Raw genomic sequence first — 26236 nt, 5'->3', positions numbered from 1 at the left:
CCCCATCGCCTAGAACATCTCCAACCAAGGAGACCGACATGCGCAAGACCCATCATGCCCCCGGCACCATCCATCGCCTGAGCGTGGACAGCAAGGCCCTGGCCGGCAATCGCCTGGGCGATGCCACCACGCGTATCGTCGATGTCTATGTGCCCCATGGCCATGACGGGTCCGGCCTGCCCCTCCTCGTCGATCTCGTCGGCTTCACCGCCGGCGGCCCCGCCCACACGGCCTGGAAGAGCTTCACCGAGAACGTGCCCGAGCGCCTCGACCGGCTGATCGGCGACGGCAAGATGGCCCCGGTCGTGGTCGCCTTCCCCGATTGCTATTCGCGCCTGGGCGGCAATCAATATGTCAATTCGCCCGTCATCGGCCATTACGAGGATTTCCTCATCGCCGAGATGCTGCCCGCGGTGGAAGAGAAATTCTCCTGCGGCGGCGCCGGCCGGCGCGGCGTTTTCGGCAAGTCCTCGGGCGGCTTCGGCTCCCTGGTCCACGCCATGCGCCATCCCGATATCTGGGCCGCCGCGGCCAGCCATTCGGGCGATGCCGGCTTTGAAAATCTCTATATCCCCGAATTCCCCGCCACCTTGCGGGCCCTGGCCAAGACCGGCAATTCCATCGAGAAATGGCTCGAAACCTTCGAGGCCAAGGCCAAGATCGACGGCAAGGATACCCTGGTGCTGATGATCCTCGCCCAGGCCGCCAGCTTCGATCCGGATCCCGATCCCGATACCTTCCTGGGCCTGCGCCTCCCCGTCACCCTCGACACCTGCGAACTGATCGAAGAGCGCTGGGCCAATTGGCTCGCCTGGGACCCCGCCCGCATGATCGAAACCCATGCCGATGCCATAGCCAAGCTCAAGGCCTTCTTCCTCGATTGCGGCACCGAGGATCAATACAACATCCTCTATGGCACGCGGCGCATCCACAAGGCGCTCGAAGCCCGGAACATCGCCCATCGCTACGAGGAATTCCCCGACAATCATTCCAGCGTCGATTACCGCATGGACATTTCCCTGCCCTATCTGGCCGAAGCGCTGAGCAAGTAGGCGACAGCCCGCCCCTTTTCCATCGTCATTGCCGGGCTTGTCCCGGCAATGACGATGGGAGGAAACATCGCGCAAAACTCAGGCGAAAACGATCCTCACCCCAGGCCCCACACTTTGAGCAGCATCCAGCCCAGCGCCAGCGCGCCGCCCACCAATCCGGTCCAGGCCATGGCCAGCAGGCCGTCGCGCGCCGTGATCGCCAGGGCATAGACCGCGATGATGCTCGCCGCCCAGGTCGAGGTGAAGGGCACGAATTCCAGCAGCGGCATGATCGCGCCCACCAGCACGCACACGACCGCGCCGATCCGACGCATCACCGTGCCGGTCATGAACCGCGCCCGGCGCCGGACCATGCCGTCGGCCATCCGGCTCACCGGCCGCAGGAATTTCAGCAATTTCTGCGCATGCCTGGCCGAAATGCAGCGCTCGGTCAGCCATTTGGGCAGCCAGACCTGCTCGCGCCCCAGCGCGATCTGCCCCGCCACCAATATCGTATTGAGCCCCACCAATGTCGGCAGGCCCGGAACGATGCTCAGCGGCGACACCACGATCAGCGCCGGCAGCAGCAGCATCGGCCCGGCCGCGCGCTGTCCGGCAATGCGCTGGATCAGCCCGATCGACACATCCTCGCCGGCCGCCGCGCGCTCCTCGACCTTGCGCACGAGCCGGCCCAGCGCGCCTTCCTGGCTTCCTGTCATGTGTGGATGCGTCCTTTCGGCATTCGAAACGCTGCTAGAACACCAGCGTTCCAGTCCGCCAAAAATGGATCGCCGGGACAAGCCCGGCGATGACGAGTGTCTGGATTTTAAGGCTCGTCATTGCCCGGCTCGTCCGGGCAATCCATGTCTCCGCTCAAACCGCCTTGCTCACCGCCAACAGGCCCGGCCGCTGCTCGTTCGCCGCGTTGGTCGCCGCTTCCCCGCCCAGCACCACGACATGGCCTTCTGCCGCCACGGCCTCGATCGCCTCGGCCAGCGCCAGGAAATCGGCGCGGCTGGTGCCCAGGATTTCGTCGCGCCGCTGCTGGCGCAACTTGTCCGTCGTGCCGTTCAAGATCCGCCACATGGCCGAATAGCCCTTGGCATCGACGAATTCGGGCCGGTCGAGGTCGCCCACCACCCCGATCACCGAGCGCACCAGGTCCGTTTCCCCGATTTCGGCGCGCAGGGCCTTGGCGGCGCCGTCATAGGCGTCGAGCGTCTTGAGCAGATTGGGATCGCGATAGGAGAGAAAGGCGAAATTGCCCGAGCTGAGGTCGAACCGGCTCGATCCGCCATAGGCCCCGCCCTGCACCCGCACCTTGTCCCAGAGATAGGTGGTGTTGAGCAGCCGCAAAGCCACCGCCGAGGCCGCGCTCAGCGCGAAGCCGAGCGCCTTGAGATTGGCGCCCTTGCCGACATAATTGACCTGGGCCGGGATCACTAGGCCCTCGTTCTTCGGCGCGAAGTCATGGCGCCAATCGGCATCGGCATGCGCCGCATCCGGCAACCCGCCGGCAAAGCCGGCCAGCTCGCCGCGCGCCCTTGGCCACAAGGCGCCATCGGCGGTGAGATTGATCACCATGCGCCCGCGATTGAACAACCGGTCACGAATTCTGCGCAGCGTGGCCTCGACGCCCTCCCAATCGCTGTCGATCCGCTTGACCAGGTCCTTGAGGAACAGGCCATAGGAGACCCCGCTCATCTGTTCGGCGATCCAGCCCGCCTCGGTCAGCCCGGCCTTGATGCGCGTATCGACAATGGCATTGCCGCTGGGCACCAGCCGCGCCTCGAACCCGGCCTTTTCCTCCAGCGCCATCTGCCGGAACCGCTCGCGATTGTCCAAACGCGCATCGAGCAGCACATCGTTGAAAATGCCCAGCATGTCGCCGAACCTGTCGGGCACCGCCTTGCCGGACAGGAAGAACCAGGCCGCCGTGCCCGTGCCGTCCTGACGTGTCGCCAGCGCCCGGTGCTGGGCGATGCCGCCTGTCGTCCGCCCGATCCTCTGCGTCAGCGACACGAAATCTTCCTTGCCCGTGCCGGTCTGCAACAGCGCACGGCCGAACAGCGGCAGATAGGGCAGCAGGTCCTTGTCCAGCACATGCAGGTCGAACCCGACATCGAGATAGAGAATGCCCAGCGTCGGCAGGTCGTGATAGAGCGTCCGCACCCCGCCCACCCGGCTTTCCTCGGTCGGAACTGTGCGGATATCGCGGTCGAGATCGGCCAGGGTCAGCGTCGGGATTTTCGCCAGGTCTTCCGGCTTGTCGACGCTTTCCTGCAACGCCTTGAGCCGCTCGGTCCGCTCCAGCACGGCCCGCCGGTCGGCCTCGCTCAGCTCCGCCCGCACATGGGCGAGCTTGTCCGCCTCCGCCTTGGCCTCGCGCGCGCCCTGCTCCGGATCGGCCTCGAGCGTCGCCGTCACCCGATGCGGATTGTCGAGGAAGAGCCGGCGGATTTCCTTTTCGAAATGCCCCTGCCCCGCCTTGTCCTTGAGCGCGGCAAGCGCCGTCTCGAAGCGCAGCGGCGCCAGCGGGTCCCCGCCATGCAACCAGGTGCCCAGCGCGTTGAACATATAGCTCATGCCGCGCGGATAGGCGCCGGTATTCTGCTCGCGCAGGTTGAACTCGAAGGTATTGATCGCCGCCTCGATCTGCTCGGCCGAGAACCCCGTTTCCGCGATCTCGGCCAGCCCGTCCAGCACCAGATTTTCGATTTTTCCCGCATCGGCCGGATCGGCGCCCTTGAGCCCGAAACTTCCCATGGGCTGGCGGAGATGGGAGGCGATCCCGCCCCCGATCATGCCTTCGCCCAGCCCGCTCTCGGTCAGCTTCTTGCGCAGCGGCGCCGCCGGATTGCCCGCCAGCAGATAGCTCAGCATGCCATGGCTCAGCATTTCGTCGCGGTTTTCCGGCGGGTCCAGCATCCAGTTGACGCTGACCATGCCGTCGCGCCGCTTTTCATCGTCGATCGTGCCGGCATAGGTGCCCGAAACCTGCCGCGGCGCGTTCCAGCGCGGCTGCAATTTCACCTCGGCATCCACCGCATTTCTCTCGAACTGGCTGAAATAGCCGTCGAGAATCTCGAGCCGCTTGTCCGGCGCATCGTCGCCGGCAAACACCACCCGCGCATTGGAGGGATGATAATAGGTCTGGTGGAAGCGCTTGAACTGCTCATAGGTCAGCTCCGGGATGACCTTGGGATCGCCCCCCGAGCTCTTGCCATAGGTGATGTCGGGATAGAGCGCGTTCTGGCTCAGCGTGTGCATCACCGAATCGGGCGAGGAATAGACTCCCTTCATCTCGTTGAACACAACGCCCTTGTAGACCAGCGGCGCATCGAGGCTTTCGAGCTCGTAATGCCAGCCTTCCTGCTCGAACGTGTCCTCGGAAATCAGGGGGAACAACACCGCATCCAGATACACATCCACAAGGTTATAAAAGTCCTTGAGATTCTGGCTGGCCACCGGATAGGCGGTCTTGTCCGGAAAGGTCATGGCATTGAGGAAGGTGTGCATGGAGCCTTTCAGCAGCTCCACGAACGGCTTCTTGACCGGATATTTCCGGCTCCCGCACAGCACCGAATGTTCGAGGATATGCGCGATCCCGGTCGAATCCTCGGGCGGCGTCTTGAAGGTGATGCCGAATACCTTGTTCTCGTCGTCATTGACGAGGCTGAGCACCTCCGCCCCCGTCTTCCTGTGCCGATAGAGCCTCGCTTGCGAATTGATCTCGGCGATTGTCTCGTCACGGACGAGCTCGAAGGCAGGATGAGACATGAGGCTACTCTTCTTGGTCTTGGGTGCCCTAACCTAGGTGCGGACGGCCCGGATCGCTAGAGGAGACGGATGGATTGACAAAGTGTACACTTTTCGTGTACACAAAGATTGCGCATCGACGCTTGATACCTAACTTATCTGGCTTTCCTGACTTACTTGGCTCTCCCGACTTATCGGACAAAGCGGATGCAAGGACAAAAGCAACCGGAGCCATCGGATGGAATTCGAGTGGGACGAGGCAAAACGGCTTTCGAACATCGAGAAGCATGATGTCGACCTGCTCGACGCTTTGCTCATCTTTGAAAGCTGGGTTTTTACAGAATTGGACGACCGCTTCGACTATGGGGAGGTGCGTTTCAGGTCCACCGGCATGGTGGATGACGTTTGCTATGTCCTCATCCATGCCCGACGCGGTGAGCGAACGAGGCTGATCTCTGCCTGGCAAGGAGGCCGACATGACCGAAGAAAATATCAAGCGGGCTACGCTCGCAGAGATCAGGGCGATGAAGGACAGGGGTGAGCTCTACCACAATCCTGACGCGCCCGAGGGCCCCGACCTCCCCGACAGTTTTTGGGAGAACGCCGTTCTGATCGACCCTCAGGGAAAGACGTCCGTTCATCTGAAGCTGGACGCCGACGTCTTCTTCTTCTTTAAACGCCAGGGTAAGGGCCACATCACCCGCATGCAGGACGTCCTCAAGGCTTATGTGAAGGCCCAGAGGGCTAAGGAAGCGTCCACCCAGACGTCCGATCCGAAGCCCGCCCGCAAGGCTGGCTGATCCGCGAAACTAAACCCCGCCGCGGATTTCCGGCTTCACTTCGCTCCGATACCATTCGCCCAGCTGCATCATCAGCGCGGGGAACAGGCTTTTGCGCTCGCTGGCGGCCACGTTGTCGGCGATCTGCTCGGGCTTGCTGACCCCCGCGATCACCGTCGATACCTGCGGATGGTCGAGGATCCAGCGCAGGGCGAACTGGCTCATCGGCATGCCCTCGGGCGACAGACCCCGCAGCTCCTGCACCAGTTCCACGCCGCGCTCGAAGGGGATGCCCGAAAAGGTCTCGCCCACCGAAAAGGCAGCGCCGTCGCGATTGTAATTGCGGTGGTCGCCCGCCTCGAACCGGGTATTTTTGTCGAACTTGCCGCTCAATAGACCGCTGGCCAGCGGCAGGCGCACGATGATGCCCACATCCTGTTCCGCCGCCCGGGGCAGCAATTGCTCGGCGGCATCCTGCCGGAACAGGTTGAAGATGATCTGCAGCGTGGCGCAGCCGGGCTGTTCGAGGCAGAGCAGTCCCTCCTCGATGGTCTCCACGCTCGCGCCCCAATGGCGCACCAGCCCCTCGGCCTGCAACTCGTCCATCCAGCCGAAAATGGCCCCGTCGCGCAGCACTTCGGTGGGCACGCAATGCAATTGCGCCAGGTCCAGCCTGGTCACGCCCAGCCGCCTGGCCGAACCCATGAGGCTCTCGCGCAGGCCCTGCTTGGTATATTTGTTGGGAAACAGGCCCGCCCCGCGCCCCACCTTGGTGGCGACCGTGATGTCGGGGCCCCGGACATGCGCCCCGATCCGGCTTTCGCTCAGCCCGCCGCCATAGACATCGGCGCTGTCCCAGAAGGTGATGCCGGCGTTCGCGGCATGGGTGAGAATGGCCTCCGCCGTCTCGTCGCCCAAGGGCCCGAAATCGCCGCCGAGTTGCCAGCAGCCCAACCCGATCTCGCTCACCGCATATCCGGTCTTGCCCAGCCGCCGCGTCTTCATCCCTGCCTCCCGGTCGCAATCGTTCTCGGGCGCAACCTATGGGCCCGCCCGCACGAGGACAAGGGCAGGACCGCCGCCGGCCGGCCGCCTATTCGAAATAATCGGGAAAATCGCTGATCGTCTGGTTGAGCAGCACTTCGGCCCGGGCCAGGTGCGCGCGCATCGCCGCCTCGGCCGATGCCGGATCGGCCCGGCCCACCGCCGCGGCGATTTCCTTGTGCTCGGCGATCGCCCGCTGGCTCGACGAGACGCCCAGCGTCAGATAGCGGACCCGGTCGAGCTGCATCTTGTGGTCGTCGATCAATTGCCAGGCATATTCGACGCCTGCCAGCCGCGCCAATGTGCGGTGGAACAATTCGTCCAGGATATGGAAGCGCCGACTGTCATTGGCGGCGGAGGCTGCCTCCTGGTCGGCGATCAGCCCGTCCAGCACCCCGGCCGCATCCGGTCCCGGCTGGCCGGCGACGCGGCGGATGATTTCCACCTCGATGCTTTCGCGGATGAACCGGCTCTGCCGCACCCCGTCGGGCGAGATTTTCTTGACCACGGTGGCGCGCTTGGGCCGGATCAGCAGCAGCCCCTGCTGGGCCAGCCGGATGAAAGCCTCCCGCACCGGCTGGCGCGACACGCCATAGCGGCCGGCAATGTCGCTTTCCGAAATCACGTCGCCGGGCTTCAGCGCCATGGTGACGATCTCGTCGCGCAGCGCCGCGACGACGCGCATCGCCATGGTCTCTTCGTTTGCTTCCGGCGCCGTGACGGCCATGACTGATTCCTCTCGTCCGACCATGGAATCCCCACCGGGTCCTGGCTTCCCCTCGCTTGCGCGCGTCCACAGGATTCTGCCCGCCGCAACGCGACATTGCCAGGCCGGACACGCCGCCGATTGTAGAAAGAAAATCTGCCCTTCCGCAATCTTGTATGGTAGATACCGGAACCGAGCCCCCTGGGCCGATCTTAGTCTGACAATACCGGAGGAACTGAATGACCAAGACCTACGCGCTGGTGGGGACCGGAGGTCGTGCGCGCATGTTCTACGAGGCCATTCTGGGCCCGCACAAGGACCAATCGCGGCTGGTCGCCCTGTGCGACACCAATCAGGTGCGCATGGATTTCACCAACAAGGTCATCGTCGAGGAATTGGGCGGCACCGCCCTGCCCACCTATAAAGCCGCCGATTTCCCCCGCATGATTGCCGAGCACAAGCCCTCGACGATCATCGTCACCTCCATCGACCGCACCCACCACCACTATATCATCGCCGCGCTCGAAGCCGGTTGCGACGTCATCACCGAAAAGCCGATGACCACCGATCCGGAAAAGTGCCAGGCCATTCTAGACGCCGTCGAGCGCACCGGCCGCAATGTCCGCGTCACCTTCAATTATCGCTATGCCCCGCACAATTCGGCCCTGCGTGAGCTGATCGCCGAAGGCGCCATCGGCAAGGTCACGTCCGTTCATTTCGAATGGCTGCTCGATACCCGCCACGGCGCCGACTACTTCCGCCGCTGGCACCGCGACAAGCGCAATTCCGGCGGCCTCATGGTCCACAAGTCCACCCACCATTTCGACCTGGTCAATTTCTGGCTCGGCACCAGGCCCGACACCGTCTTCGCCATGGGCGACCTCAAATTCTATGGCCGCGCCAATGCCGAGGAACGCGGCGTCTTCACCCCCTATACCCGCACCACCGGCGTCGAGGCGGCGAAGAACGACCCCTTCGCCATCGACCTCACCTCCACCCCGGTCCAGAAGGGCCTCTACTGGGACGCCGAAAAGGAAGACGGCTACCAGCGCGACCAGAACGTCTTCGGCGACGGCATTTCCATCGAGGACACGATGAGCGTCATGGTCCGCTATGCCAACAAGGCGGTGATGACCTATTCGCTCTATGCCTATGCCCCCTGGGAAGGCTTCAACGTCGCCATCAACGGCACCGGCGGCCGGCTCGAACTCACCGTGCACGAGAATTCCTACATCAATGCCGGCGCCGGCTCGGAGACCGAAGGCGCCGCCAAGGGCGTGAAACTCTACCACTTCCCGCTGCATGGCGAGCCGCGCGTGGTCCCGGTCAAGCACGGCGAAGGCGGCCATGGCGGCGGCGACAAGATCATGCTCGAGGAAATCTTCGGCAACGCGACCCCGCGCCCCGGCTACGGCGCCAATCACCGCGACGGCGCCCTCTCCATCCTCACCGGCATCGCCGCCAACAAGAGCTTCGAGACCGGCCTGCCGGTGGACGTGAAAGGCCTGGTCCGGCTTTAGGGCACAGACATCCGAGCGTATTCGGAATGAGCCCCCGTCGATCGTCCTGAAAACCATCCCCTCCTTCGTCACCACCGGGCTTGTCCCGGTGGTCCATGGGATATCACGATATCGCGTGGATTGCCGGGACAAGCCCGGCAACGACGCAGAAGTGCCGGCACGCTGCGCCGTCGCTAATCCGCCCCCGGCACGCTCTCATATTGCGGCGCCCCGTCGCAGATCTCGTAATAATCGCCCTTGTCGGCCACGAAGATATGCTTGGCGACCCGCGTGCCGGTCGGCCCGTCGAACGATCCCAGATGCAGCCCGATCCAGTCCGCCCCCGGCGGATCGAAGAACATCGGCGACCCGCAGATCGAGCAGAAACCGCGCCGTACCGTCTCTGACGAAAAATACCAGGTCACATGCTCTGACCCGGAAATCTCCAGCGCCGATTTGTCGATATCGACGCCCATTTCGTGCGAGCCGCTGGTCTTGCGGCATGTGCTGCAATGGCAGGCCGAGGCCTCGGGCAGATCGCCCTGCACCACGAACCCTACCGCGCCGCAAAGGCACGCCCCCTTATGCATTCCCGCCCCTATCGGCTGAACGGCACCGAGGCCTTCAGCACTTCGCCGGAATTGTTGAATTCCACCTCGAAATCCACCGTGATGCTGCTATTGCCCACCAGCAGGATGCGGGCGCCGATGCGCACGTCGCTGCCGGCCCGGTCCTTCTGCTGCTCGCGCAGGTCGAAGCTGATCCGCTCGCCATTCTTCTGCCCCACGGCCAGGCCCGTATAGCCGGCATTGGAGCTCATGGCCGCCTCGTAGCGCCTGGTCTGCTCGTTGAAGGCGATGGTGCCGCTGATCGACAGGGTCGCGTTCACCAGCGTGCAGCGGCCGGTATAATTGATCCGGCCCAGATTGCCCTTGGCCACGCCCAGCCGGCAGCGGAACGGCTCGTTCCGGTCGCGCCCCACCAGCGCGCTGTCGCCCCGCCAGTCCCCGATATAGGATTCGAGCAGCGCCAATTCCCCCTGCGCCTTCACCGGCGCCATCACCATGCCCTGCAAGGCCAGAACGGCAAACAAGGCCCGCAACCATATCTTCACGCTCAGATCCCCTCTCGGCACGCGTAATCCCCAATCTCTGCCAGCAGAGTTTGCACTAGGCCAGTGGGAAATTGGCGCCGTTGACTTCTTTGTTACGAATTGCCCCCTCTCATTGGCAAAAAACATTATGCGCGCCGGACTTGGGCCGATACAACCGCCGCTCCGTCACAATAAAAGCCCTTCCCGCATCCGGCCGAAGCGGGCCAAAAGATGGGGCGCGCCGCGCTGATTCTCCGGCTTGGCGCGGCCGGAACCGAGGGGGGACGCCATGACCGACAAAGCCATCATCGATGCGCGCGATGTCGATTACACGCTCGATATCGCGGGGCGCCCGCTCCACATCCTGCGCAAGGTCAGCCTGCGCGTCGCGCCTGCCGAAGTGGTGGCCATTGTCGGCCCCTCGGGCAGCGGCAAGACCTCGCTGCTCATGCTCCTGGCCGGCCTGGAAAAGGCCAGTGGCGGTCAGGTCATGGTCAATGGGCGCGATCTGGGCGCCATGAACGAGGACGAGCTGGCCCGCTTCCGCCGCCACACCCTGGGCATCGTCTTCCAGAGCTTCCACCTCATTCCCTCGCTCACCGCCTTGGACAATGTCGGCCTGGCGCTCGAAATCGCCGAGCCCGGCCTCTCCATGGCGCAGATTCGCGACAAGGCCGCTGCCGCCCTCGCCGCTGTCGGGCTCGAGGGCCGGCTCGACCATCGTCCCTCCGCCCTCTCCGGTGGCGAGCAGCAGCGCGTCGGCCTCGCCCGCGCCTCCGTCGCCAATCCGCCGCTGCTCCTGGCCGACGAACCCACCGGCAATCTCGACCAGAAGACCGGCGCCGTCGTCGTCGACCTGATGTTCGATCTGGCGCGCCGGCAGAAGACCGCCGTCGTCATGATCACCCACGATCCAGCCCTCGCCGCCAAGGCCGACCGCGTCTACACCATGACCCAGGGCGAACTGACCGAAAATCCGGTGGCACGCTGATGCCCAAGCTCTGGCCCGCCATCCGCATCGGCCTTCTCGACATGCGCGGCGACCTGCGCCGCTTCCTGCTTCTGGTCACCTGCCTGGCCGTGGGCACCGCCCTCATTGCCGGCGTCAATTCGGTCGGCGCCAGCATCACCCGCGCCATCGAGAGCGGTGCCGCCGAGATCATGGGCGGCGATATCGAGCTGTCCCGCGCCGACCGCCTGGCTAGTGCCGAGGAACTTGCCGACATGCAGGCGCTCGGCGCCGTCGTCGGCGTCATCGACACCAATCTGCGCGCCGACAGCTTCTCCGCCGAAGCCTTTGCCGATGTCAGCGCCGTGGGCCCCGGCTATCCCCTGTTCGGCGCCGTCAACAGCCCGCACCTGCCGGAAGGCGCCAACGTCACCACCTTCCTCGCCGAAGTGGACGACCTGCCGGGCGCCCTGGTCGATGCCGTCATGCTCGATCAATTGGGCATCGGCGTGGGCGACAGCATCGGGCTCGGCGGCACCGAATTTTCCGTGCGCGGCACTCTGGGCCAATTGCCCGATGCGCCGGTGCGCGGCTTCCGCCTCGGCCTGCCGGTGCTCATCACCAGCGACGGTTTCGGCGTGGTCAGCGACCGCTCCTCGCCCCTGCCGGGCCTGGGCACCTGGTATCGCTACAAGATCGATCTCGCCGATCCCGATATCGAAGCCGGCCTTGCCGCCGCCATTGCCCGCTTCGGCGAAGGCGGCTGGACCATCCGCTCGGCCCGCGACGGGCTCGGCCAGATGGCGCGCTATTACGATCTGTTCATGCGCTTCCTGGTCATTGTCGGCCTGGGCTCGCTGCTCATTGGCGGCGTGTCCGTCTGGACCGGCATGCGCGCCTATATCGCCGAACGCTCCGGCGTCATCGCCGTCATGCGCTCCATCGGCGCCGGGCGCGGCCGGGTCTTCGCCCATTTCTTCGCCCAGGTGGCGGCCCTCGCCCTGGTCGGCGTGGCCATCGGCGTGACCGCGGGCGGCGCGGTGGCCTTTCTCATCCTGCCCTCCATCGGTTCGGCGGTCGGCATCGCGCTGGCGCCGGCCATTCATGTGCAGCCCCTGCTCATCGCGGCCGGCACGGGCCTCGTAACCGCCTTCGCCTTCGCCTATCTGCCGCTGCAACAGGCCCAGGCCATCCGCCCGGTCCTGCTCTTCCGCGCCCGCGGCCTCGATGCCCCGCCGGTCGATTGGAAAGACCTGCTCTTCTCCTGGCAGGTCCTGCCGCTCATCGCCGCCATTGCCGCCTTCTTCCTCCTCGCCTGGCTGATGACCGGCGATGCCGCCCTGGTCGCCGCCTTCGGCCTCGCCAGCGCCCTCGCCGCGCTCCTCTTCCAATTGTTCATCAGATTGGTTCAGGCTCTGCTCGCGCGCCTGCCCGAGGCCGGCCCGCGCATCCTCCGCCATGCCCTGCGCAATATCTCTGTGGCCGGCCAGAATGCCGCCGCCATCGTGGTGTCGGCCGGCATGGCCCTGGCCATGCTTATCGTCGTCCTGGTCATGCAGGCCAATCTGCAGCAGGAATTCCTGGGTGCCTCCGCCTTCGACGCTCCCACCCTGGTCGGCTCCGACCTCTTCCCCGACGAGGTGGAAGACCTCGAAATTCTGGCCGCCGCCGGCAATGGCATGACGCGCTTCGTCTCCACCCCCATGCTGCGCGGCTCGCTGGTCGATGTCGCCGGCACGCCCGCCGCCAGTTTGCGCACAAGAGGTCCGGAAGCCACTTTCCTCCTCTCCGGCGACGTGCCGCTGACCTTCCGCAACCATCTGCCCACCTCCTCGCGCGTCACCGCGGGCGAATGGTGGCCGCCCGATTATGCCGGCCCGGGCCTGGTCAGCCTGCACCAGAGCCTGCGCAACGGCCTGGGCGTCGATCTCGGCGACACCCTCACCTTCTCGATTTTCGGGGAAGCGGTCACGGTCACCATTGCCAGCTTCCGCGACTATTCCTGGCAGGGCGGCATCGACTTCCTGGCCACCTTCTCCCCCGGCGTGCTCGACGCCTATCCCACCACGCTCTTCGCCGCCGTCACCGCCGCGCCGGGCCAGGAGGAAAACGTCACGCGCCTGCTCGCCAGCGAACTGCCCGATATCCGCTTCATCTCCGTGGGCGACACCCTCAAGCAGGTCACCGATGCCCTGGGGCAGCTCTCCTTCGCCGCCACCCTGGTGGGCGGGCTCGCCGTGGGCAATGGCCTGCTCGTGCTCGTCGGCTCGCTGTCCACCGGCCGCCGCCAGCGCGAGGCCGACACCATCATCACCAAGGTGCTCGGCGCCACCCGCTTCGAGCTCATCGCCACCGCCTGCCTGCAATATGGGTTCCTGGCGGTACTGGCGGCCGTGCCCGCCCTGGTCATCGGCCTGGGCGTCGGGCGCCTGGTCTCCATGCTGATGCTGGAGGTGGAATTCACCTATCGGCCCGATGTCATCGCCGTGGTCATCGCCACCGCCATAATCATCACCGCCCTGCTCGGCGCCATGACCATCCTGCGCGCCGCCTCGGCCCGCCCGGCCAGATTATTGCGCGATCTCTAGACTGGCCCCACCACCCCACCAATCGTCACCCTCTCACCCCACCAGTCGTCACCCTATCACCCCACCGCTCGTCACCCTCGGGCTTGACCCGAGGGCTCTACCCCCTTCAGCCCGACCGCCCGCAAGCAAGGTGAAACGCCCTATCCCCGCCGCGACAGCGCCTCCGCCAGCACGTCGAAGACCAGCCGGATCCGCGCGCTGGTCCGCAATTCCCGATGCGTCACCAGCCAGGTCGAGACCGGGATCGGCTCCAGGCTCGGCAGCGCCACTTCGACGCCCGGTGTACGCCGCGCCACCACGTCCACCATCGCCCCCAGGCACAAGCCCTGCCGCACCCATTCCCAGCCTGTGACCCCGCTCTGGGTGGCCCAGGGAAAATTAGCCGGCCCCACGGGCACGCCGCGCCGGTTCAGTTCGGCGATGAAGATATCATTGCCCTCGAAGGCGCCCACGAACACGGCCCGGGCGAAATCGGCCGCGCTGTTCGGCCGCCCTTCGCGTTCGAAATAGGCCGGCGCCCCGTAGATATAGGCGGCGCTGTCGGCACAGCGCCGCGCGATCAGGCCGTCCTGGTCGGGCCGCACATGGCGGATGGCGATATCGGCCTCGCGCCGGATCAGGTCACTGATCGAATTGACCGCGGCCACCTCCACCACCAGGCCCGGCGCGCGCGCCCGCAATTGCGTCAACAGCGGCGGCAGCACATGGGCGGCATAGACATCGGAAACGGTCACCCGCACCACGCCGTCGATCGATTGCGATTGTCCGGCCGCGGCCATCGCCACCTTCTCGGCCGCCTCGCCCATATCCCGCAGATGCGCCACCAATTGCGCCCCGGCCTCGGTCAGCACCAGGCCCCTTCCCACCCGCTCGAAAATGGTGACGCCCAGGCTCGCCTCCAGCGCCGCGACCTGCCGCCCCAGCGTCGGCTGCGTCAGCCCCAGCCGCTTGGCCGCACCCGACAGCGAGCCGGCCTGCACCGTCGCGAGCAGGGCGCGCATCTGGTTCCAGTCCGGAATATCATGGGGCTTGTTCATGCAAAAACGTATAAACCTTCTGCCAATTTCTGCAATTTCGTTTCGAACCCCGCGTCGCTAGACTGCTTGCATCTTCCAGGCATGAGGGATTTCGCCATGGCCGAATTGAGCGCTTTCTGGGATCGGATGGCCGCCAGATATGCGGCCCAGCCCATTGCCGATGTCGACGCCTACCAAACCAAGCTGGCGCGCACCCGGGCCTGGTTCACGCCCGATATGGAACTGTTCGAATTCGGCTGCGGCACCGGCGGCACCGCCCTGGCCCATGCGCCCCATGTCCGGCACATCCACGCCATCGACTTTTCCGCCCGCATGCTCGACATCGCCCGCCAGCGCGCCGCCGAGGCCGGCATCGCCAATGTCACCTTCGAACAGGGCGATATCGCCACCATGTCCGTCGCACCGGCCAGCTACGACATGGTCCTGGCCCTCTCGGTCCTGCACCTGCTCGAGGACAAGCAGGCCGTCATTGCCAAGGTCTTCGACATGCTGCGGCCCGGCGGCCTGTTCGTCTCCAGCACTGCCTGCCTGGGCGACAGCATGAAGCTGCTCGGCTACGTCGCGCCCCTCGGCCGCCTGCTCGGCCTCATGCCTCCGCTCGACGTCATGAGCCATCCCCAATTGCGCGACGCCCTCACCGATGCCGGCTTTGTCATCGAGCACGATTGGCGGCCCGGGCCCAGGGCGGCGGTGTTCATCATCGCGCGCAAGCCGGCCTGATCGGCCTGTGAACGAAATCGTCACCGATTTCACGAATCGGTGCCGCTTCGTGCTAACAGTCTGTTAGCAAAGTCGTACTCGTGCGTTCGTTTTCCGGCCCGGATGTGAACGCGTCCCGCTGGAGAAGCAATGCAGGTCGCCATAGACATGGGAGAAAGCCGGGGCACCGGCGCCGCCCACATGGACCTCGAGGAATTGCTGGCCACCCGCCTCCTGGTGCAGGGCAATTCCGGCTCCGGTAAATCCCATCTCCTGCGCCGGCTCCTGGAGCAATCGGCGCAATGGGTGCAGCAATGCGTCATCGATCCGGAAGGAGATTTCGTAACGCTGGCAGACCGTTACGGGCATCTCGTCGTCGATGCCGCCCGCACCGAGAACGAACTGACCCGCATCGCCGCCCGCGTGCGCCAGCACCGCGTCTCGGTCGTGCTCAACCTCGAAGGCCTCGATGTCGAGCAGCAGATGCGCGCCGCCGCCGCCTTCCTCGGCGGCCTCTTCGACGCCGACCGCGATTATTGGTATCCCGTGCTCGTCGTTGTCGACGAAGCCCAGCTCTTCGCCCCCGCCGCGGCCGGCGAAGTCTCTGACGAAGCACGCAAATTATCCCTCGGCGCCATGACCAACCTCATGTGCCGCGGCCGCAAGCGAGGCCTGGCCGGCGTCATCGCCACCCAGCGCCTCGCCAAGCTGGCGAAAAACGTTGCCGCCGAAGCGTCCAACTTCCTGATGGGCCGTACTTTTCTCGATATCGACATGGCCCGCGCCGCCGACCTTCTGGGCATGGACCGCCGCCAGGCCGAGCAGTTCCGCGACCTGGCCCGTGGCCATTTCGTCGCCCTCGGTCCCGCCGTCTCCCGCCGCCCCCTGCCCATCACCATCGGCCCGGTTGAAACCTCGGCCCGCTCCACCAGCCCCAAGCTGACCCCGCTGCCCGAGGCGCCTGCCGACGCGGCGGACCTGATTTTTACCATGGAGCCGGAAGAGCTTAGCCGCCCGATCACCCGGCGCCCGCCGCCCCCGCCGCCACCTTCGACCAACGAGCTTCTGGCGCAGGTCGCCGAGGCCCGGGCCAAGGCGCGCGCCGAAGCGCCGGAGGAGGCGGTGTCGCTCTTCCCCGAGATCGACGAGGCCGAACGCGAAGCCCAGATCAAGGCGGTCATGGCCGAACTGCTCAGCGATCCTGATGCCGGTTTCCGCACCCATGCCGTGCTCTATCAGGATTTCCTCGTCCGCTGCCGCATCCGCCGCGTGCCCGGCGAGCCCCCGGCCCTGCCAGCCTTCAAGCGCCTCCTGGCCGTGGCCCGGGTCGCGCCCGACGACGAGATCGCCGCGTCGGACGGCTGGCAGCATGCGCTCTCGCTCTCCGAAACCCTGACCGACGACGTGCAGGGCGTCTTCCTCGTCATCGCCCAGGCGGCCCTGACCGGTGCGCCCTGCCCCTCCGACGCCACGCTCGCCCGGCTTTACGGCACGCATTCAGCCAGCCGCGCCAGGCGTTTGCTGACCTGGTTCGAGGAGCGGGGCCTCATCATCCTGCGCACCGATTTCCGTGGAGCGCGCATCGCCGCCTTCCCCGATCTCGGTGTCGAGACCGCGCCCGGCGACCCCAACGGCCCCGATGCCCTGGCCGACGAGCGCGGCGCGGCGGAGTAAACTTCAGCCCTCGAGCTCAGCCCGGAAACTATAGCGCCCGCACGCGCCCGGCCCCAGCAATTCGGCATAGGGCCGCTCGGCCAGGTCGTCCGAGCCGCCCACTTCCGCCGCCGTGCCGTGCCAGGGTTCGAGACAGATGAACCCGGCGCCCGGCTTGGTCCACAGCGCCAGGTTGGGCAGGTTTTCCCAGGTGAACCTTATGCCCGGCCCGTCCTCCGGACCATAGCGCAGCCCCGCGCCGGCGCCTTCGGGAAAGACCATGGCATCAGCGGCAAAGAGATTGTGATCCAGCACCAGGGCGCCATTCCGGAACGGCGAGGCCAGCTTTTCGGGATTGACCAGACCGCCCGAAAGCCGATGCAGCGCCGGCGCCGCGCCATTGTCGAGCACCACCATATGCGGCGCGGCCCCCGCGCCCGGCAACGGCCAGGCAAAGGCGGGATGAAAGCCGATGCCATAGGGCATCACGGCCCGGCCCAGATTGGTGACTTCGGCCGTAACGATGACCGAACGCCCATCCAGCCTGTGCTCGATATCGAGCCGGAAATCGAATGGATACATGGCCCGGCTCGCTTCGGACGCCTCCAGCCGATAGACGCAGCGATCGCTTTCCTCGACCACGAGCGCGAAATTGCTGCGCCGGGCAAAGCCGTGCTGGCTCATCTGGTAGCGATGGCCGTTGACGCTCACACTATCGTTCGGCGCCCGCCCCACGATCGGGAACAGCACCGGGGAGCGCCCGGTCCAGAACGCCGCATCGCCATGCCACATCCAATGGCGGCCGTCCCGGGTCTGGATCGATTGCATCTCCGCGCCCAGGGCGGCGACATCGACGGTGATTTCGGCATTGGCAATGCGGGTAAGCTGCATGCGCCTCTCCGGGCGTTTGTGTAGGCATCGCACCCTAGCCGCTTCCCGGGCCGGGGAGAACCCACGCGTACGGCTGTGCTGAACAAGTCCTCACCAGTGGACGCCCAGGCGCCGCATCAGCCCCCTGGCATCCCCGGGCGCCATCAGCTTGTCGGTATTGTCGAAGAACACGAAGACATCGCGTTTCCGGCCATCCGCCACCGGGTCGCAGATGAAATTCCCGTCCGTCGCGGCGCCGCGGGACCAATGGCGCACCCGTTCCGCCCAGGCTTCGAGCTGTGGATCCGAATAGCGGGATTTATAAAGCTCCGCCGAGCCATGCAGCCGGCAATAGACGAAGTCCGCCGTGACATCCATCAGGAGCGGCCAATCCACGCTGTCGGCACAGACCAGCGCCACATTGTAGCGGCGCAGCAGGGCGATGAAATCGGGGTCGCGAAAGCTCTCATGCCGGATTTCCATGGCATGGCGGATTTTCCGCTTCGCCCCATCGCCATAATCGGCGGGCGCCCGCAGGCGTTGGTCGTGCCGATGCGCCAGCCGCGCCGCCGCCGCGCTATCCTGCGGCAGCAGGGCCAGGAATTGCTCGATCCGCTCCGCATCGAACCGGAACCGCGCCGGAAACTGCCATAGGATGGGCCCGAGCTTCTCCCCCAGCACCAGCGGACCGGAGGCGAAGAAATTGGCCAGCGGCCTTTCCGGCGCCTTCAGCCGCAGCATATGGGTCAGGTAGCGCGAGCCCTTGACGGCAAAGACGAACCCCTCCGGCACCGCCTCGGCCCAGCGGCGAAACGCCTTCGGCGTCTGCATGCCGTAAAAGGTCCCGTTGATTTCGAGCGCGTTGAACTGGCCGGCGGCAAAGCTCAACTCCCGCTTCTGCGGCAGTCCCTCGGGATAGAAATTGCCGCGCCAGGGCGCATAGGTCCAGCCGGAAACCCCAATCCTTACCTCGCCTGTGCTGGCTTTGGCCTTGCTCATGCTGCCGATAACGCCGCCACGCCATCGGCGTTGCCGGCTGCGATCCCGGCGCATTCCGCTTGCTCCGCGGCCCCACCTGCCGCTATCTCCCGCTCATGTCCTGGCCCGCCCTGCCCATCGATGCCGTTCTGCCCGCGCTGGCCGATGCCCTGGCCAAGGGTAATGCCGCCGTGCTGGTCGCCCAGCCGGGCGCCGGCAAGACCACGCGCGTGCCCCTCGCTCTGCTGGATGCGCCCTGGCGCAACGACGGCCGCATCATCGTGCTCGAACCCCGCCGCCTCGCCGCCCGCGCCGCCGCCCGGCAGATGGCCCGGCTGCTCGGCGAGGATGTCGGCGAGACCGTCGGCTATCGCGTCCGCATGGAAGCCAGGGTCTCTTCCCGAACCCGCATTGAGGTCGTCACCGAAGGCGTCTTCACCCGCATGATCCTCGGCGATCCCGAACTGAGCGGCATTGCCGCCGTGCTGTTCGACGAATTCCACGAGCGCAGCCTCGATGCCGATCTCGGCCTCGCCCTGGCGCTCGACGCGCGAGCGCTCCGGCCCGATCTGTGCATCCTGGTCATGTCCGCCACCATCGACGGCGCCCGCGTCGCTGCATTGCTCGAGGGCGCGCCCGTCATCGATTCCCCCGGCCGCACTTTCCCGGTCGAAACCTTTTACGCCGAGCCCGATCCCCTGCAGCGCCTCGAGGACCAGGTCGCCGCCGCCACGCTGCAGGCCCTGCGCGAACACGACGGCTCGGCCCTGGTCTTCCTGCCCGGCCAGGGCGAGATCACCCGTACCGCCGAGCGCCTCGCCACCCGCCTGCCCGCCCATGTCGATCTCGCCCCGCTTTATGGCCAATTGAGCCCTGCCGAACAGGACCGCGCCATTCAGCCGGCTCCGGAAGGCCGAAGGAAGGTCGTCCTGGCGACCTCCATTGCCGAAACCTCGCTCACCATCGAAGGTATTCGGATCGTTATCGACAGCGGCTTCCGCCGCGTTCCGGTCTATGAACCGGCCACCGGGCTCACCACCCTGGCCACCACCCGCGTCTCCCGGGCCGGCGCCGACCAGCGCCGCGGCCGCGCTGGCCGCACCGCACCCGGCATCTGCATCCGCCTCTGGAACCAGGGTCAGACCGCCGCCCTCGCCGCTTTCGAAACACCGGAAATCCTCGCCGCCGATCTCTCCGGCCTGATGCTCGATCTGGCCGCCTGGGGCGTCAGCGATCCAACGACCCTGGCCTTTCTCGATCCTCCGCCTGCCCCCGCCTGGGCCGAGGCCAGGGCCTTGCTCACCCGGCTCGACGCCCTCGATGTCCATGGCGGCCTCACCGCTGCCGGCAAGGCCCTGGCCCGCCTGCCGCTCCATCCGCGCCTGGCCCATATGATCCTGGCCGGAGCCGAGGATGGCGATGCCCAAAGCGCCGCCGAACTGGCCGTGCTCATCGGCGAACGCGGCCTGGGTGGCGACGATATCGATCTTGGCCGCCGCCTCGAGCGTTTCCGTCTCGACCGATCGAGACGCGCCGAAGATGCCCGCGCGCTGGCGCGCCGCTGGGTCCACGCCGCCGGCGGCAAAGCCGAGACATTCCTGTCACCCGGCCACCACCTGGCCCGCGCCTTCCCCGATCGTGTCGCCCAATCGGCCGGTCCGCGTGGCCGCTTCCGCCTCGCCAACGGGCGCCAGGCCCAGCTCGATGAAACCCATGCCCTGGCCGGCGCGCCCTATATCGTGGTCGCCGATCTCACCGGCAGCGCCGGCCAGGGCCGCATCCGCGCCGCCGCTTCCCTGGACCTACCCGACCTGGAAGCCCTCTTTGCCGGCCATATCAGTGCCGAAACCAGCCTGGCCTTCGACCCTAAGACCAATACCGTGCGCGCCCGCCGCCAGCGCCGCCTCGATGCCCTGCGCCTGGCCGACGACACCGCCCCTGTCACCGATTTTGAAAAGGCCGCCGCGCTCCTTGCCGAAGCCGCCCTGAAACGCCCGGAACTGCTGCCCTGGTCCAAGGAGCAGAAGGCCCTGCGCGCTCGTTCCAGCTTCCTCCACCAGAGCCTCGGCGCCGACTGGCCCGATCTCTCGGACGCCGCCCTCGCCGCCGATCCGTCCTGGCTGGCCCCGCATCTGGTCGGGGAAACCCGGCTTGCCGATATCGACGCCAACCACCTTGGCATGGCGCTGGACACGTTGCTGCCCTGGGCGAAGCGGCAGCAGATCGACACCCTGCTCCCCAGCCATTTCCACGCGCCCTCGGGCAGTCATCTCCCCATCGACTATGCCGCCGAAAACGGCCCGGCGCTCGAAATCCGCGTGCAGGAATTGTTCGGCCTCGACCGCCACCCCGCCATCGCCAATGGCCGGGTGCCGCTGCTGCTGGTGCTGCTGTCGCCGGCACACCGGCCCATCCAGACCACGCGCGACCTGCCCGGCTTCTGGCGCGGAAGCTGGAAGGATGTCGCCAAGGACCTCAAGGGCCGCTATCCCCGCCATCCCTGGCCCGACGACCCCATCGCCGCCAGCGCCACCAACAGGGCGAAGCCACGCGGAACGTAAGGCAGGCAAGAAGCCTCTTGTTCCTCTCCCCCTCGGGGAGAGGTGCCTCGGCGAAGCCGAGTCGGTGAGGGGGAAGGTGCCACGCGCGCTGAAATGTCCCGCTCATCCGGCGCTACGCGCCACCTTCTCCCCGGGCGGAAGAAAAAAGCCCCGGACTTTCGTCCGGGGCCCGTTTCATGCATTCGGCGCGAAATTCAGCGCCACGCCATTGATGCAATATCGCAATCCGGTCGGGGGCGGCCCGTCGGGGAAGACATGGCCGAGATGGCTGCCGCAGGTGGCGCAATGCACCTCGGTGCGCACCATGCCATAGGAATGGTCGGTTTCCGTTTCCACCGAGCCGGGAATGGGATCGTTGAAGCTGGGCCAGCCGGTGCCGCTTTCGAATTTCAGCGTCGAGGCGAAAAGCGGCGTGTCGCAACCGGCGCAGGAAAAGGTGCCCTGGCGCTTTTCATGCAGCAGCGCGCAGCTTCCGGGCCGTTCGGTGCCGTGCTCGCGCATCACCTGGAATTGTTCCGGCGTCAGCTTCTTGCGCCATTCGGCTTCGCTGCGGGTCACGGGATAGGCATGGGCATCCATGGCAAGTCTCCTCTGGGCGGTGGGAAAGGTCGGGCCGCTTTTCCGGTTCGAAATGCGCCACCAGACCTATGTCCAGCTGTCATTGATCCCAGATATAGGCTTACTTGCGTTCCATTCCCAGCGCGACGCCATCAAAACGCAGGCACCATGACCACGATCACCTCCATCGACCAGCTCGAAGCCCTTTACCTGCCCGCCCCGGTGGCCGCCTCCACGGTCAAGGTCGCCCATGTCATGACCCCGCATTATCGGCGCCTGATCGAGGCCAGCCCCTTCGCGGCTCTCGCGACGGTGGGCCCCGAAGGCGTGGATTGCTCGCCGCGCGGCGACAAGCCCGGCTTCGTGCGCGTCCATGACGACAAGACCCTGATGATGCCCGACCGGCGCGGCAATAACCGCATCGACAGCCTGCGCAATATCGTGCGCGATCCGCGCTGCGCCTTCCTCTTCCTCATCCCCGGCTCGGGCACCACCATGCGCGTCAATGGCCGCGCCCATCTCTCGATCGATCCCGATCTGCTGGAAAGCTTCGCCGTCGATGAGAAGCCGCCCCGTTCGGTCATCGTGCTCGCCATCGACGAGCTCTATTTCCAGTGCGCCCGCGCCATTATCCGGTCTGAATTGTGGAACCCGGCCCGCCATGTCGATCCGGCCACCCTGCCCAGCCCCGGCGAAATTCTCGCCGCCATGACCGAAAACGCCGTGGGCGGCGAAAGCTATGACAAGGCCTGGCCGGAACGGGCCAAGGCGACCATGTGGTGAGGGCTCAAGGCTTTGCGGGCCTGTGCGCCTTGAGGATTTCGCGCAATTGGCGGGCCAGCATGCGGCCCTCCAATTGGTCCGCAAGGTAACCTTCCTTGCTCACGGCCGATTTGAGATCGGTCAAGGTGGCGTATTTGCCGCTTCTGGCCAGAGCGAACGCGCGTTCCAGCGCGGTAATTCCCGGTTTCATCGCGCAAGCCTATCAGAGCGACCGGGCCAAGGCCATTGCCCACGAAAAAGGCCGCCCGATGGGCGGCCTTCCAAATACGCGGCTTTGGGCCGGATTTTACTTGTTCAGCACGAGATTGATCGCCGACTCGCGGCCGTCACGACCGGTCTCGACCTCGTAGGTGACCTTGTCGTTCTCGTAGAGGCCGTCGACGCCCGAGCGCTGCACGGCCGAAATGTGCACGAAATGGTCCTTGCCACCATTGTCGGGGGTGATGAAACCGAAACCCTTGGTGGTGTTGAAGAACTTGACGGTGCCGTTGATGGTGGCCATTTTTCTATCCTTAAAGCTCGGAGCCGAAGCGAAACGAGCGGTTTCCCTCCGCAACATGCAAGAGGGCCTGCAAAACGTTCGCAAAGTAGATCAGTGAGCCAAGGACCGGAAATGACCGGCAGGCAGCCGACTTAGGCTGAAAACGTATGCCGGCATAGTGACAGCATTTCATGTCCGGAACAAGGCCATTGCCGACAGAAACCGCGTGCCCCGCGTTCCGGGCCCTGGCCCGAACCGGCAAGGACCATGACAAGTGCCAGAAATTCCGGAAATGGTGGGTGCGACAGGGATTGAACCTGTGACCCCTGCCGTGTGAAGGCAGTGCTCTCCCGCTGAGCTACGCACCCGCTGCTCTAGGGCAGGGAAGAGAGATGGTGGGCGTGACAAGGATCGAACTTGTGACCCCTACGATGTCAACGTAGTGCTCTCCCGCTGAGCTACACGCCCATCTCTCCGGGACGGAACCGCTTGGCGTTTCCGGTGGCGCGGATAGACCACAAATCCTTGGGGCGGGTCAAGAGGCTTCGCGCCATGCCGCGCAAATTCGCTGCAACGGCGCCATTGGCGCCCCCGCTCCTGTGGATTACTGCGCCCTAGGCGGCCAGCAGCCGCTCGACCTCGGACACCAGGTCCTTGAGATGGAAGGGCTTGGACAGCACCGAGGCATCCTTGGGCGCGTCGCTGTCGGGGTTGAGCGCCACGGCGGCAAAGCCGGTGATGAACATGACCTTGAGGTCGGGATCCAGTTCGGTGGCCCGCCGGGCCAGCTCGATCCCGTCCATTTCCGGCATCACGATATCGCTCAGCAGCAGCGAGAACGGCTCCTCGCGCAGCCGTTCATAGGCGGAAAGCCCATTGTCGAACGACACCACTTCATAACCGGCATTCTTGAGCGCCCGCGTCAGGAACTGGCGCATGTCATTGTCGTCTTCAGCGAGCAGAATTCGCTTCATCAATACCCCTTGGGCCGGTTCCGGCGGTGAGTCGTTTCTGCCCGGATGATTATGCCACTCGCGCGCTTTCGCAACCTTTGGCATTCACAATGCCATGCTTTTCCCGGTCGCTGCGCCATGCGGGCAACTGGACAAGCGCGCCGCGCCGCTTCACATTGCCTGTCAGGCAAATCACCAGCGGCCTTTGGCCGCCCATCGGGGGAGAGGACGTGCGGTCCGACTATTGGGATCAACCGGCGTTCGAGACGATCAGGCCACGGCGCGTCCTGGCACCGGTCTTGTTCAACTCGCCGCATTCCGGGCGGGTCTATCCCGCCCGCTTCCTGGAGATGACGCGGCTCGACCACCTTTCGATCCGCCAGTCGGAAGATGCCTTTGTCGACGATCTGTTCGCCCGGGCGCCGCATCTGGGCGCGCCGCTGCTGCGGGCGCATTTCCCCCGCGCCTATCTCGATGTCAATCGCGAGCCCTGGGAGCTCGATCCCACCATGTTCGCCGAGCCGCTCTCGGATCGGTTCAACACCACCTCGCCACGCGTGGCGGCGGGCCTGGGCACGCTGGCTCGCGTCGTGGCCGAGAACAAGCCCATCTATCGCGAGCGCCTGACCCTCGATGATGCGCGCATGCGCATCGAGGGTATCTATCACCCCTATCACGCCGCCTTGCAGAAATTGCTGGGCGAATCCCTGGCCAGCTTCGGCCTGGCCGTGCTGATCGATTGTCATTCCATGCCGCGGATCGGCCGGCATGGCGAGCGCGCCACGCCCGATATCGTGCTGGGCGACCGCTATGGAACCACCTGCGCCGGCCCGCTGGTCGATCTGGTGGAAACCGTCTTCACCGCCGCCGGCCTGCGGGTGGCGCGCAACCGGCCCTATGCGGGCGGCTTCTGCACCCGCACCTATGGCCGCCCCCAGCATGGCGTGCATGCCCTGCAGATCGAGATCAGCCGGCATCTCTACATGAACGAGGCCACGCTGGAGAAAAATGCCGGCTTCGACGCCATCAAGGCGCTGATCGAGCGGCTGATCCTGACGCTGATTGGCATCGACCTCGTGGCCCTGGCCGGCCATGGCGCCGTCATCGATCGCGAAGCCGCCGAATAGAACCAGCAACGGAGCGTAAAAAGAGGGCCGTCCCCAAAGACGGCCCCAGTCAAGGGAGGAACGATGCTGGCCGGAGCGCGGAGCCTTCGCCGCAAGTCCGGCTGCTCACCATGCCCTTCTGGGATGAACCGATTTGCCCGATCTCACAAGCAACAAGTCACCCCGCGCCTGCGGATCGATGATCTTTGTTGCAAAAAGGATTCAGCAGGATTGGGATTATTACCAATGCAGAAGGCTCTTCGCAGGCTTCAACTTCGCGCCAGCACACTATAATTGCCTTTGAACGCAAAGCTTTGCACCGAAAACCGGGAATATCCGCACTCATGACCGCCGAAATTGACTTTGCCGCTGTGGAAAACCTGCTTCTGGCCGCCGGCCGGGCCGCCGCGGAACAGACGCTCCGGCTCTTTCGCACCCCTCTGGTCATCGACAACAAGCTCGATGCCGGCTTCGACCCGGTCACCGAAGCCGACAAGGGCGCCGAATCGGCGATCCGCGCGCTGATCAGCACCGCTTTCCCCGATCACGCCATTATCGGGGAGGAATGGGGCCGGACCGGCGAGAGCCGCTATAGCTGGATCATCGACCCGGTCGACGGCACCCGCGCCTTCATTTCCGGCGCCCCGGTCTGGGGCACGCTGATCGGCTTCGCCGTGGATGGCGTGGCCGTGGCCGGCCTGATGAGCCAGCCCTTTATCGGCGAGGACTACCTGGCCGTGCCGGGCCGCTCCACCTATCGGCGCGGCGCCGCCAGCCAGGCCAATCGCGCCAGCGGCCTGACCGACCTGGCCGAGGCCCGCGTCTTCACCACCACGCCCAACCTGTTCAAGGGCGAGCATTGGGGCAAGTGGGAGGCCATCGAGGCCCATACCCGCCTGCAGCGCTTCGGCATGGACTGCTACGGCTATGCCCTGCTCGCCGCCGGCCATGCCGACCTGGTCATCGAGCCCTATCTCAACACCTACGACATCGCCGCCCTGGTGCCGATCATCCGCGAGGCCGGCGGCGCCATCGCCTGCTGGGACGGCTCCGAACCCACCGGCGGCGGCAATGTCGTCGCGGCCGCCAGCCCGGCCCTGCTGGCAAGG

Annotated in this window: 25 protein-coding genes and 2 tRNA genes; 12 read left to right on the top strand and 15 right to left on the bottom strand. The window is 65.7% G+C overall.

The genetic code is table 11. The features are described from left to right. Positions 1 to 38: 38 nt before the first annotated feature. Positions 39 to 1052, top strand: coding sequence for an alpha/beta hydrolase (locus A3840_RS11645; protein ID WP_067456656.1), 1014 nt, complete (start codon positions 39 to 41; stop codon positions 1050 to 1052). Positions 1053 to 1147: 95 nt separating this feature from the next. Here the strand turns inward: A3840_RS11645 and A3840_RS11640 are convergent, their stop codons facing one another. Both A3840_RS11640 and A3840_RS11635 read right to left on the bottom strand, forming a co-directional pair. Continuing rightward, positions 1148 to 1750: an exopolysaccharide biosynthesis protein gene (locus tag A3840_RS11640; protein WP_067456653.1), complete on the bottom strand. Its 603-nt coding sequence runs from the start codon at positions 1748 to 1750 to the stop codon at positions 1148 to 1150. Positions 1751 to 1904: 154 nt separating this feature from the next. Continuing rightward, on the bottom strand, positions 1905 to 4811 hold the full coding sequence (locus A3840_RS11635) for an insulinase family protein (protein WP_067456650.1): 2907 nt from the start codon (positions 4809 to 4811) through the stop codon (positions 1905 to 1907). A 217-nt stretch (positions 4812 to 5028) separates the two neighbouring features. Between A3840_RS11635 and A3840_RS11630 the strand changes: the two genes are divergently transcribed. Together A3840_RS11630 and A3840_RS11625 are read left to right on the top strand one after the other, a co-directional pair. Next, entirely contained in the window at positions 5029 to 5331 is a 303-nt protein-coding gene (locus tag A3840_RS11630; RefSeq protein ID WP_067456647.1) for a BrnT family toxin, read from the top strand. After that, positions 5267 to 5590 (top strand): BrnA antitoxin family protein, encoded by a 324-nt coding sequence (locus A3840_RS11625; protein WP_205633374.1) that lies wholly within the window; start codon positions 5267 to 5269, stop codon positions 5588 to 5590. The genes A3840_RS11630 and A3840_RS11625 overlap by 65 nt, the downstream gene beginning before the upstream one ends. Before the next feature lie 9 nt (positions 5591 to 5599). Here the strand turns inward: A3840_RS11625 and A3840_RS11620 are convergent, their stop codons facing one another. Both A3840_RS11620 and A3840_RS11615 read right to left on the bottom strand, forming a co-directional pair. Then, entirely contained in the window at positions 5600 to 6574 is a 975-nt protein-coding gene (locus tag A3840_RS11620) for an aldo/keto reductase (RefSeq protein WP_067456641.1), read from the bottom strand. A gap of 88 nt (positions 6575 to 6662) precedes the next feature. Further along, on the bottom strand, positions 6663 to 7340 hold the full coding sequence (locus tag A3840_RS11615) for a GntR family transcriptional regulator (protein WP_067456639.1): 678 nt from the start codon (positions 7338 to 7340) through the stop codon (positions 6663 to 6665). Between the two features lie 218 nt (positions 7341 to 7558). On the opposite strand from A3840_RS11615, the gene A3840_RS11610 reads away from it, so the two are divergent. Next, complete coding sequence (locus A3840_RS11610) at positions 7559 to 8839, top strand: Gfo/Idh/MocA family protein (RefSeq protein WP_067456636.1); 1281 nt, start codon at positions 7559 to 7561, stop codon at positions 8837 to 8839. A gap of 173 nt (positions 8840 to 9012) precedes the next feature. Here A3840_RS11610 and A3840_RS11605 read toward each other — a convergent pair whose 3' ends face one another. Continuing rightward, positions 9013 to 9408: a GFA family protein gene (locus A3840_RS11605; RefSeq protein WP_067456633.1), complete on the bottom strand. Its 396-nt coding sequence runs from the start codon at positions 9406 to 9408 to the stop codon at positions 9013 to 9015. 8 nt (positions 9409 to 9416) lie between these two features. Next, the gene (locus A3840_RS11600; protein WP_067456630.1) at positions 9417 to 9932 is read right to left on the bottom strand and encodes a hypothetical protein; all 516 of its coding nucleotides are present in this window, start codon (positions 9930 to 9932) and stop codon (positions 9417 to 9419) included. Positions 9933 to 10200: 268 nt separating this feature from the next. Here A3840_RS11600 and A3840_RS11595 point away from each other — a divergent pair, with 268 nt between their 5' ends. After that, positions 10201 to 10902, top strand: a complete 702-nt coding sequence (locus A3840_RS11595) for an ABC transporter ATP-binding protein (protein ID WP_067456628.1) — start codon at positions 10201 to 10203, stop codon at positions 10900 to 10902. Further along, the gene (locus A3840_RS11590) at positions 10902 to 13448 is read left to right on the top strand and encodes an ABC transporter permease (protein ID WP_067456624.1); all 2547 of its coding nucleotides are present in this window, start codon (positions 10902 to 10904) and stop codon (positions 13446 to 13448) included. Before A3840_RS11595 ends, A3840_RS11590 begins: the two co-directional genes overlap by 1 nt. A 140-nt stretch (positions 13449 to 13588) precedes the next feature. Here A3840_RS11590 and A3840_RS11585 read toward each other — a convergent pair whose 3' ends face one another. Continuing rightward, the gene (locus tag A3840_RS11585; protein WP_067456621.1) at positions 13589 to 14485 is read right to left on the bottom strand and encodes a LysR family transcriptional regulator; all 897 of its coding nucleotides are present in this window, start codon (positions 14483 to 14485) and stop codon (positions 13589 to 13591) included. Between the two features lie 96 nt (positions 14486 to 14581). On the opposite strand from A3840_RS11585, the gene A3840_RS11580 reads away from it, so the two are divergent. Next, positions 14582 to 15205, top strand: coding sequence for a class I SAM-dependent methyltransferase (locus A3840_RS11580; RefSeq protein ID WP_067456619.1), 624 nt, complete (start codon positions 14582 to 14584; stop codon positions 15203 to 15205). Positions 15206 to 15334: 129 nt separating this feature from the next. Then, positions 15335 to 16858, top strand: a complete 1524-nt coding sequence (locus tag A3840_RS11575) for an AAA family ATPase (protein WP_067456616.1) — start codon at positions 15335 to 15337, stop codon at positions 16856 to 16858. 3 nt (positions 16859 to 16861) lie between these two features. Here the strand turns inward: A3840_RS11575 and A3840_RS11570 are convergent, their stop codons facing one another. After that, on the bottom strand, positions 16862 to 17728 hold the full coding sequence (locus A3840_RS11570; protein ID WP_067456613.1) for an aldose 1-epimerase family protein: 867 nt from the start codon (positions 17726 to 17728) through the stop codon (positions 16862 to 16864). Positions 17729 to 17818: 90 nt separating this feature from the next. Beyond that, positions 17819 to 18706 carry a DUF72 domain-containing protein gene (locus A3840_RS11565; protein WP_067456610.1) on the bottom strand — a complete coding sequence of 296 codons (888 nt, stop codon included), beginning with the start codon at positions 18704 to 18706 and terminating at the stop codon, positions 17819 to 17821. A gap of 95 nt (positions 18707 to 18801) precedes the next feature. On the opposite strand from A3840_RS11565, the gene hrpB reads away from it, so the two are divergent. Then, the gene (hrpB, locus tag A3840_RS11560; RefSeq protein ID WP_067456724.1) at positions 18802 to 21246 is read left to right on the top strand and encodes an ATP-dependent helicase HrpB; all 2445 of its coding nucleotides are present in this window, start codon (positions 18802 to 18804) and stop codon (positions 21244 to 21246) included. A gap of 174 nt (positions 21247 to 21420) precedes the next feature. Here the strand turns inward: hrpB and msrB are convergent, their stop codons facing one another. After that, on the bottom strand, positions 21421 to 21825 hold the full coding sequence (gene msrB / locus A3840_RS11555) for a peptide-methionine (R)-S-oxide reductase MsrB (RefSeq protein WP_067456607.1): 405 nt from the start codon (positions 21823 to 21825) through the stop codon (positions 21421 to 21423). Positions 21826 to 21972: 147 nt separating this feature from the next. On the opposite strand from msrB, the gene A3840_RS11550 reads away from it, so the two are divergent. Beyond that, positions 21973 to 22587 carry a pyridoxamine 5'-phosphate oxidase family protein gene (locus tag A3840_RS11550; protein WP_067456604.1) on the top strand — a complete coding sequence of 205 codons (615 nt, stop codon included), beginning with the start codon at positions 21973 to 21975 and terminating at the stop codon, positions 22585 to 22587. 4 nt (positions 22588 to 22591) lie between these two features. Here the strand turns inward: A3840_RS11550 and A3840_RS11545 are convergent, their stop codons facing one another. The 5 genes from A3840_RS11545 to cpdR all read right to left on the bottom strand — a co-directional run bounded on the left by A3840_RS11545 (position 22592) and on the right by cpdR (position 24042). Next, positions 22592 to 22777, bottom strand: coding sequence for a hypothetical protein (locus tag A3840_RS11545; RefSeq protein WP_067456601.1), 186 nt, complete (start codon positions 22775 to 22777; stop codon positions 22592 to 22594). Between the two features lie 96 nt (positions 22778 to 22873). Then, positions 22874 to 23089 (bottom strand): cold-shock protein, encoded by a 216-nt coding sequence (locus tag A3840_RS11540; protein WP_067456599.1) that lies wholly within the window; start codon positions 23087 to 23089, stop codon positions 22874 to 22876. A gap of 272 nt (positions 23090 to 23361) precedes the next feature. Then, positions 23362 to 23436, bottom strand: a tRNA-Val gene (locus tag A3840_RS11535). A 25-nt stretch (positions 23437 to 23461) separates the two neighbouring features. After that, a tRNA-Val gene (locus tag A3840_RS11530) sits at positions 23462 to 23536 on the bottom strand. 146 nt (positions 23537 to 23682) lie between these two features. Further along, positions 23683 to 24042: a cell cycle two-component system response regulator CpdR gene (cpdR, locus tag A3840_RS11525; RefSeq protein WP_035086991.1), complete on the bottom strand. Its 360-nt coding sequence runs from the start codon at positions 24040 to 24042 to the stop codon at positions 23683 to 23685. A 209-nt stretch (positions 24043 to 24251) separates the two neighbouring features. Between cpdR and A3840_RS11520 the strand changes: the two genes are divergently transcribed. Both A3840_RS11520 and A3840_RS11515 read left to right on the top strand, forming a co-directional pair. Further along, positions 24252 to 25148, top strand: a complete 897-nt coding sequence (locus tag A3840_RS11520; protein ID WP_245676603.1) for an N-formylglutamate amidohydrolase — start codon at positions 24252 to 24254, stop codon at positions 25146 to 25148. Between the two features lie 323 nt (positions 25149 to 25471). Next, a partial coding sequence (locus tag A3840_RS11515; RefSeq protein ID WP_067456596.1) for an inositol monophosphatase family protein occupies positions 25472 to 26236 on the top strand: 765 nt, incomplete at its 3' end.

Source organism: Devosia elaeis, from assembly GCF_001650025.1.
Classification (GTDB): domain Bacteria; phylum Pseudomonadota; class Alphaproteobacteria; order Rhizobiales; family Devosiaceae; genus Devosia; species Devosia elaeis.
The sequence above is the reverse complement of the archived record's forward strand: the minus strand, read 5'-3'. Positions and strand labels throughout refer to the sequence as shown.

What these genes read in the sequence shown, in the direction of transcription:
- A3840_RS11625 (WP_205633374.1), top strand. Translation starts at nt 5,267, where the DNA reads ATGACCGAAGAAAATATCAAGCGGGCTACGCTCGCAGAGATCAGGGCG.
- A3840_RS11580 (WP_067456619.1), top strand. Translation starts at nt 14,582, where the DNA reads ATGGCCGAATTGAGCGCTTTCTGGGATCGGATGGCCGCCAGATATGCG.
- A3840_RS11585 (WP_067456621.1), bottom strand. Translation starts at nt 14,485, where the DNA reads ATGAACAAGCCCCATGATATTCCGGACTGGAACCAGATGCGCGCCCTG.
- A3840_RS11605 (WP_067456633.1), bottom strand. Translation starts at nt 9,408, where the DNA reads ATGCATAAGGGGGCGTGCCTTTGCGGCGCGGTAGGGTTCGTGGTGCAG.
- A3840_RS11565 (WP_067456610.1), bottom strand. Translation starts at nt 18,706, where the DNA reads ATGAGCAAGGCCAAAGCCAGCACAGGCGAGGTAAGGATTGGGGTTTCC.
- msrB (WP_067456607.1), bottom strand. Translation starts at nt 21,825, where the DNA reads ATGGATGCCCATGCCTATCCCGTGACCCGCAGCGAAGCCGAATGGCGC.
- A3840_RS11540 (WP_067456599.1), bottom strand. Translation starts at nt 23,089, where the DNA reads ATGGCCACCATCAACGGCACCGTCAAGTTCTTCAACACCACCAAGGGT.
- A3840_RS11595 (WP_067456628.1), top strand. Translation starts at nt 10,201, where the DNA reads ATGACCGACAAAGCCATCATCGATGCGCGCGATGTCGATTACACGCTC.
- A3840_RS11620 (WP_067456641.1), bottom strand. Translation starts at nt 6,574, where the DNA reads ATGAAGACGCGGCGGCTGGGCAAGACCGGATATGCGGTGAGCGAGATC.
- cpdR (WP_035086991.1), bottom strand. Translation starts at nt 24,042, where the DNA reads ATGAAGCGAATTCTGCTCGCTGAAGACGACAATGACATGCGCCAGTTC.
- A3840_RS11640 (WP_067456653.1), bottom strand. Translation starts at nt 1,750, where the DNA reads ATGACAGGAAGCCAGGAAGGCGCGCTGGGCCGGCTCGTGCGCAAGGTC.
- A3840_RS11635 (WP_067456650.1), bottom strand. Translation starts at nt 4,811, where the DNA reads ATGTCTCATCCTGCCTTCGAGCTCGTCCGTGACGAGACAATCGCCGAG.
- A3840_RS11630 (WP_067456647.1), top strand. Translation starts at nt 5,029, where the DNA reads ATGGAATTCGAGTGGGACGAGGCAAAACGGCTTTCGAACATCGAGAAG.
- A3840_RS11610 (WP_067456636.1), top strand. Translation starts at nt 7,559, where the DNA reads ATGACCAAGACCTACGCGCTGGTGGGGACCGGAGGTCGTGCGCGCATG.
- A3840_RS11545 (WP_067456601.1), bottom strand. Translation starts at nt 22,777, where the DNA reads ATGAAACCGGGAATTACCGCGCTGGAACGCGCGTTCGCTCTGGCCAGA.
- A3840_RS11590 (WP_067456624.1), top strand. Translation starts at nt 10,902, where the DNA reads ATGCCCAAGCTCTGGCCCGCCATCCGCATCGGCCTTCTCGACATGCGC.
- A3840_RS11575 (WP_067456616.1), top strand. Translation starts at nt 15,335, where the DNA reads ATGCAGGTCGCCATAGACATGGGAGAAAGCCGGGGCACCGGCGCCGCC.
- A3840_RS11645 (WP_067456656.1), top strand. Translation starts at nt 39, where the DNA reads ATGCGCAAGACCCATCATGCCCCCGGCACCATCCATCGCCTGAGCGTG.
- A3840_RS11570 (WP_067456613.1), bottom strand. Translation starts at nt 17,728, where the DNA reads ATGCAGCTTACCCGCATTGCCAATGCCGAAATCACCGTCGATGTCGCC.
- hrpB (WP_067456724.1), top strand. Translation starts at nt 18,802, where the DNA reads ATGTCCTGGCCCGCCCTGCCCATCGATGCCGTTCTGCCCGCGCTGGCC.
- A3840_RS11550 (WP_067456604.1), top strand. Translation starts at nt 21,973, where the DNA reads ATGACCACGATCACCTCCATCGACCAGCTCGAAGCCCTTTACCTGCCC.
- A3840_RS11615 (WP_067456639.1), bottom strand. Translation starts at nt 7,340, where the DNA reads ATGGCCGTCACGGCGCCGGAAGCAAACGAAGAGACCATGGCGATGCGC.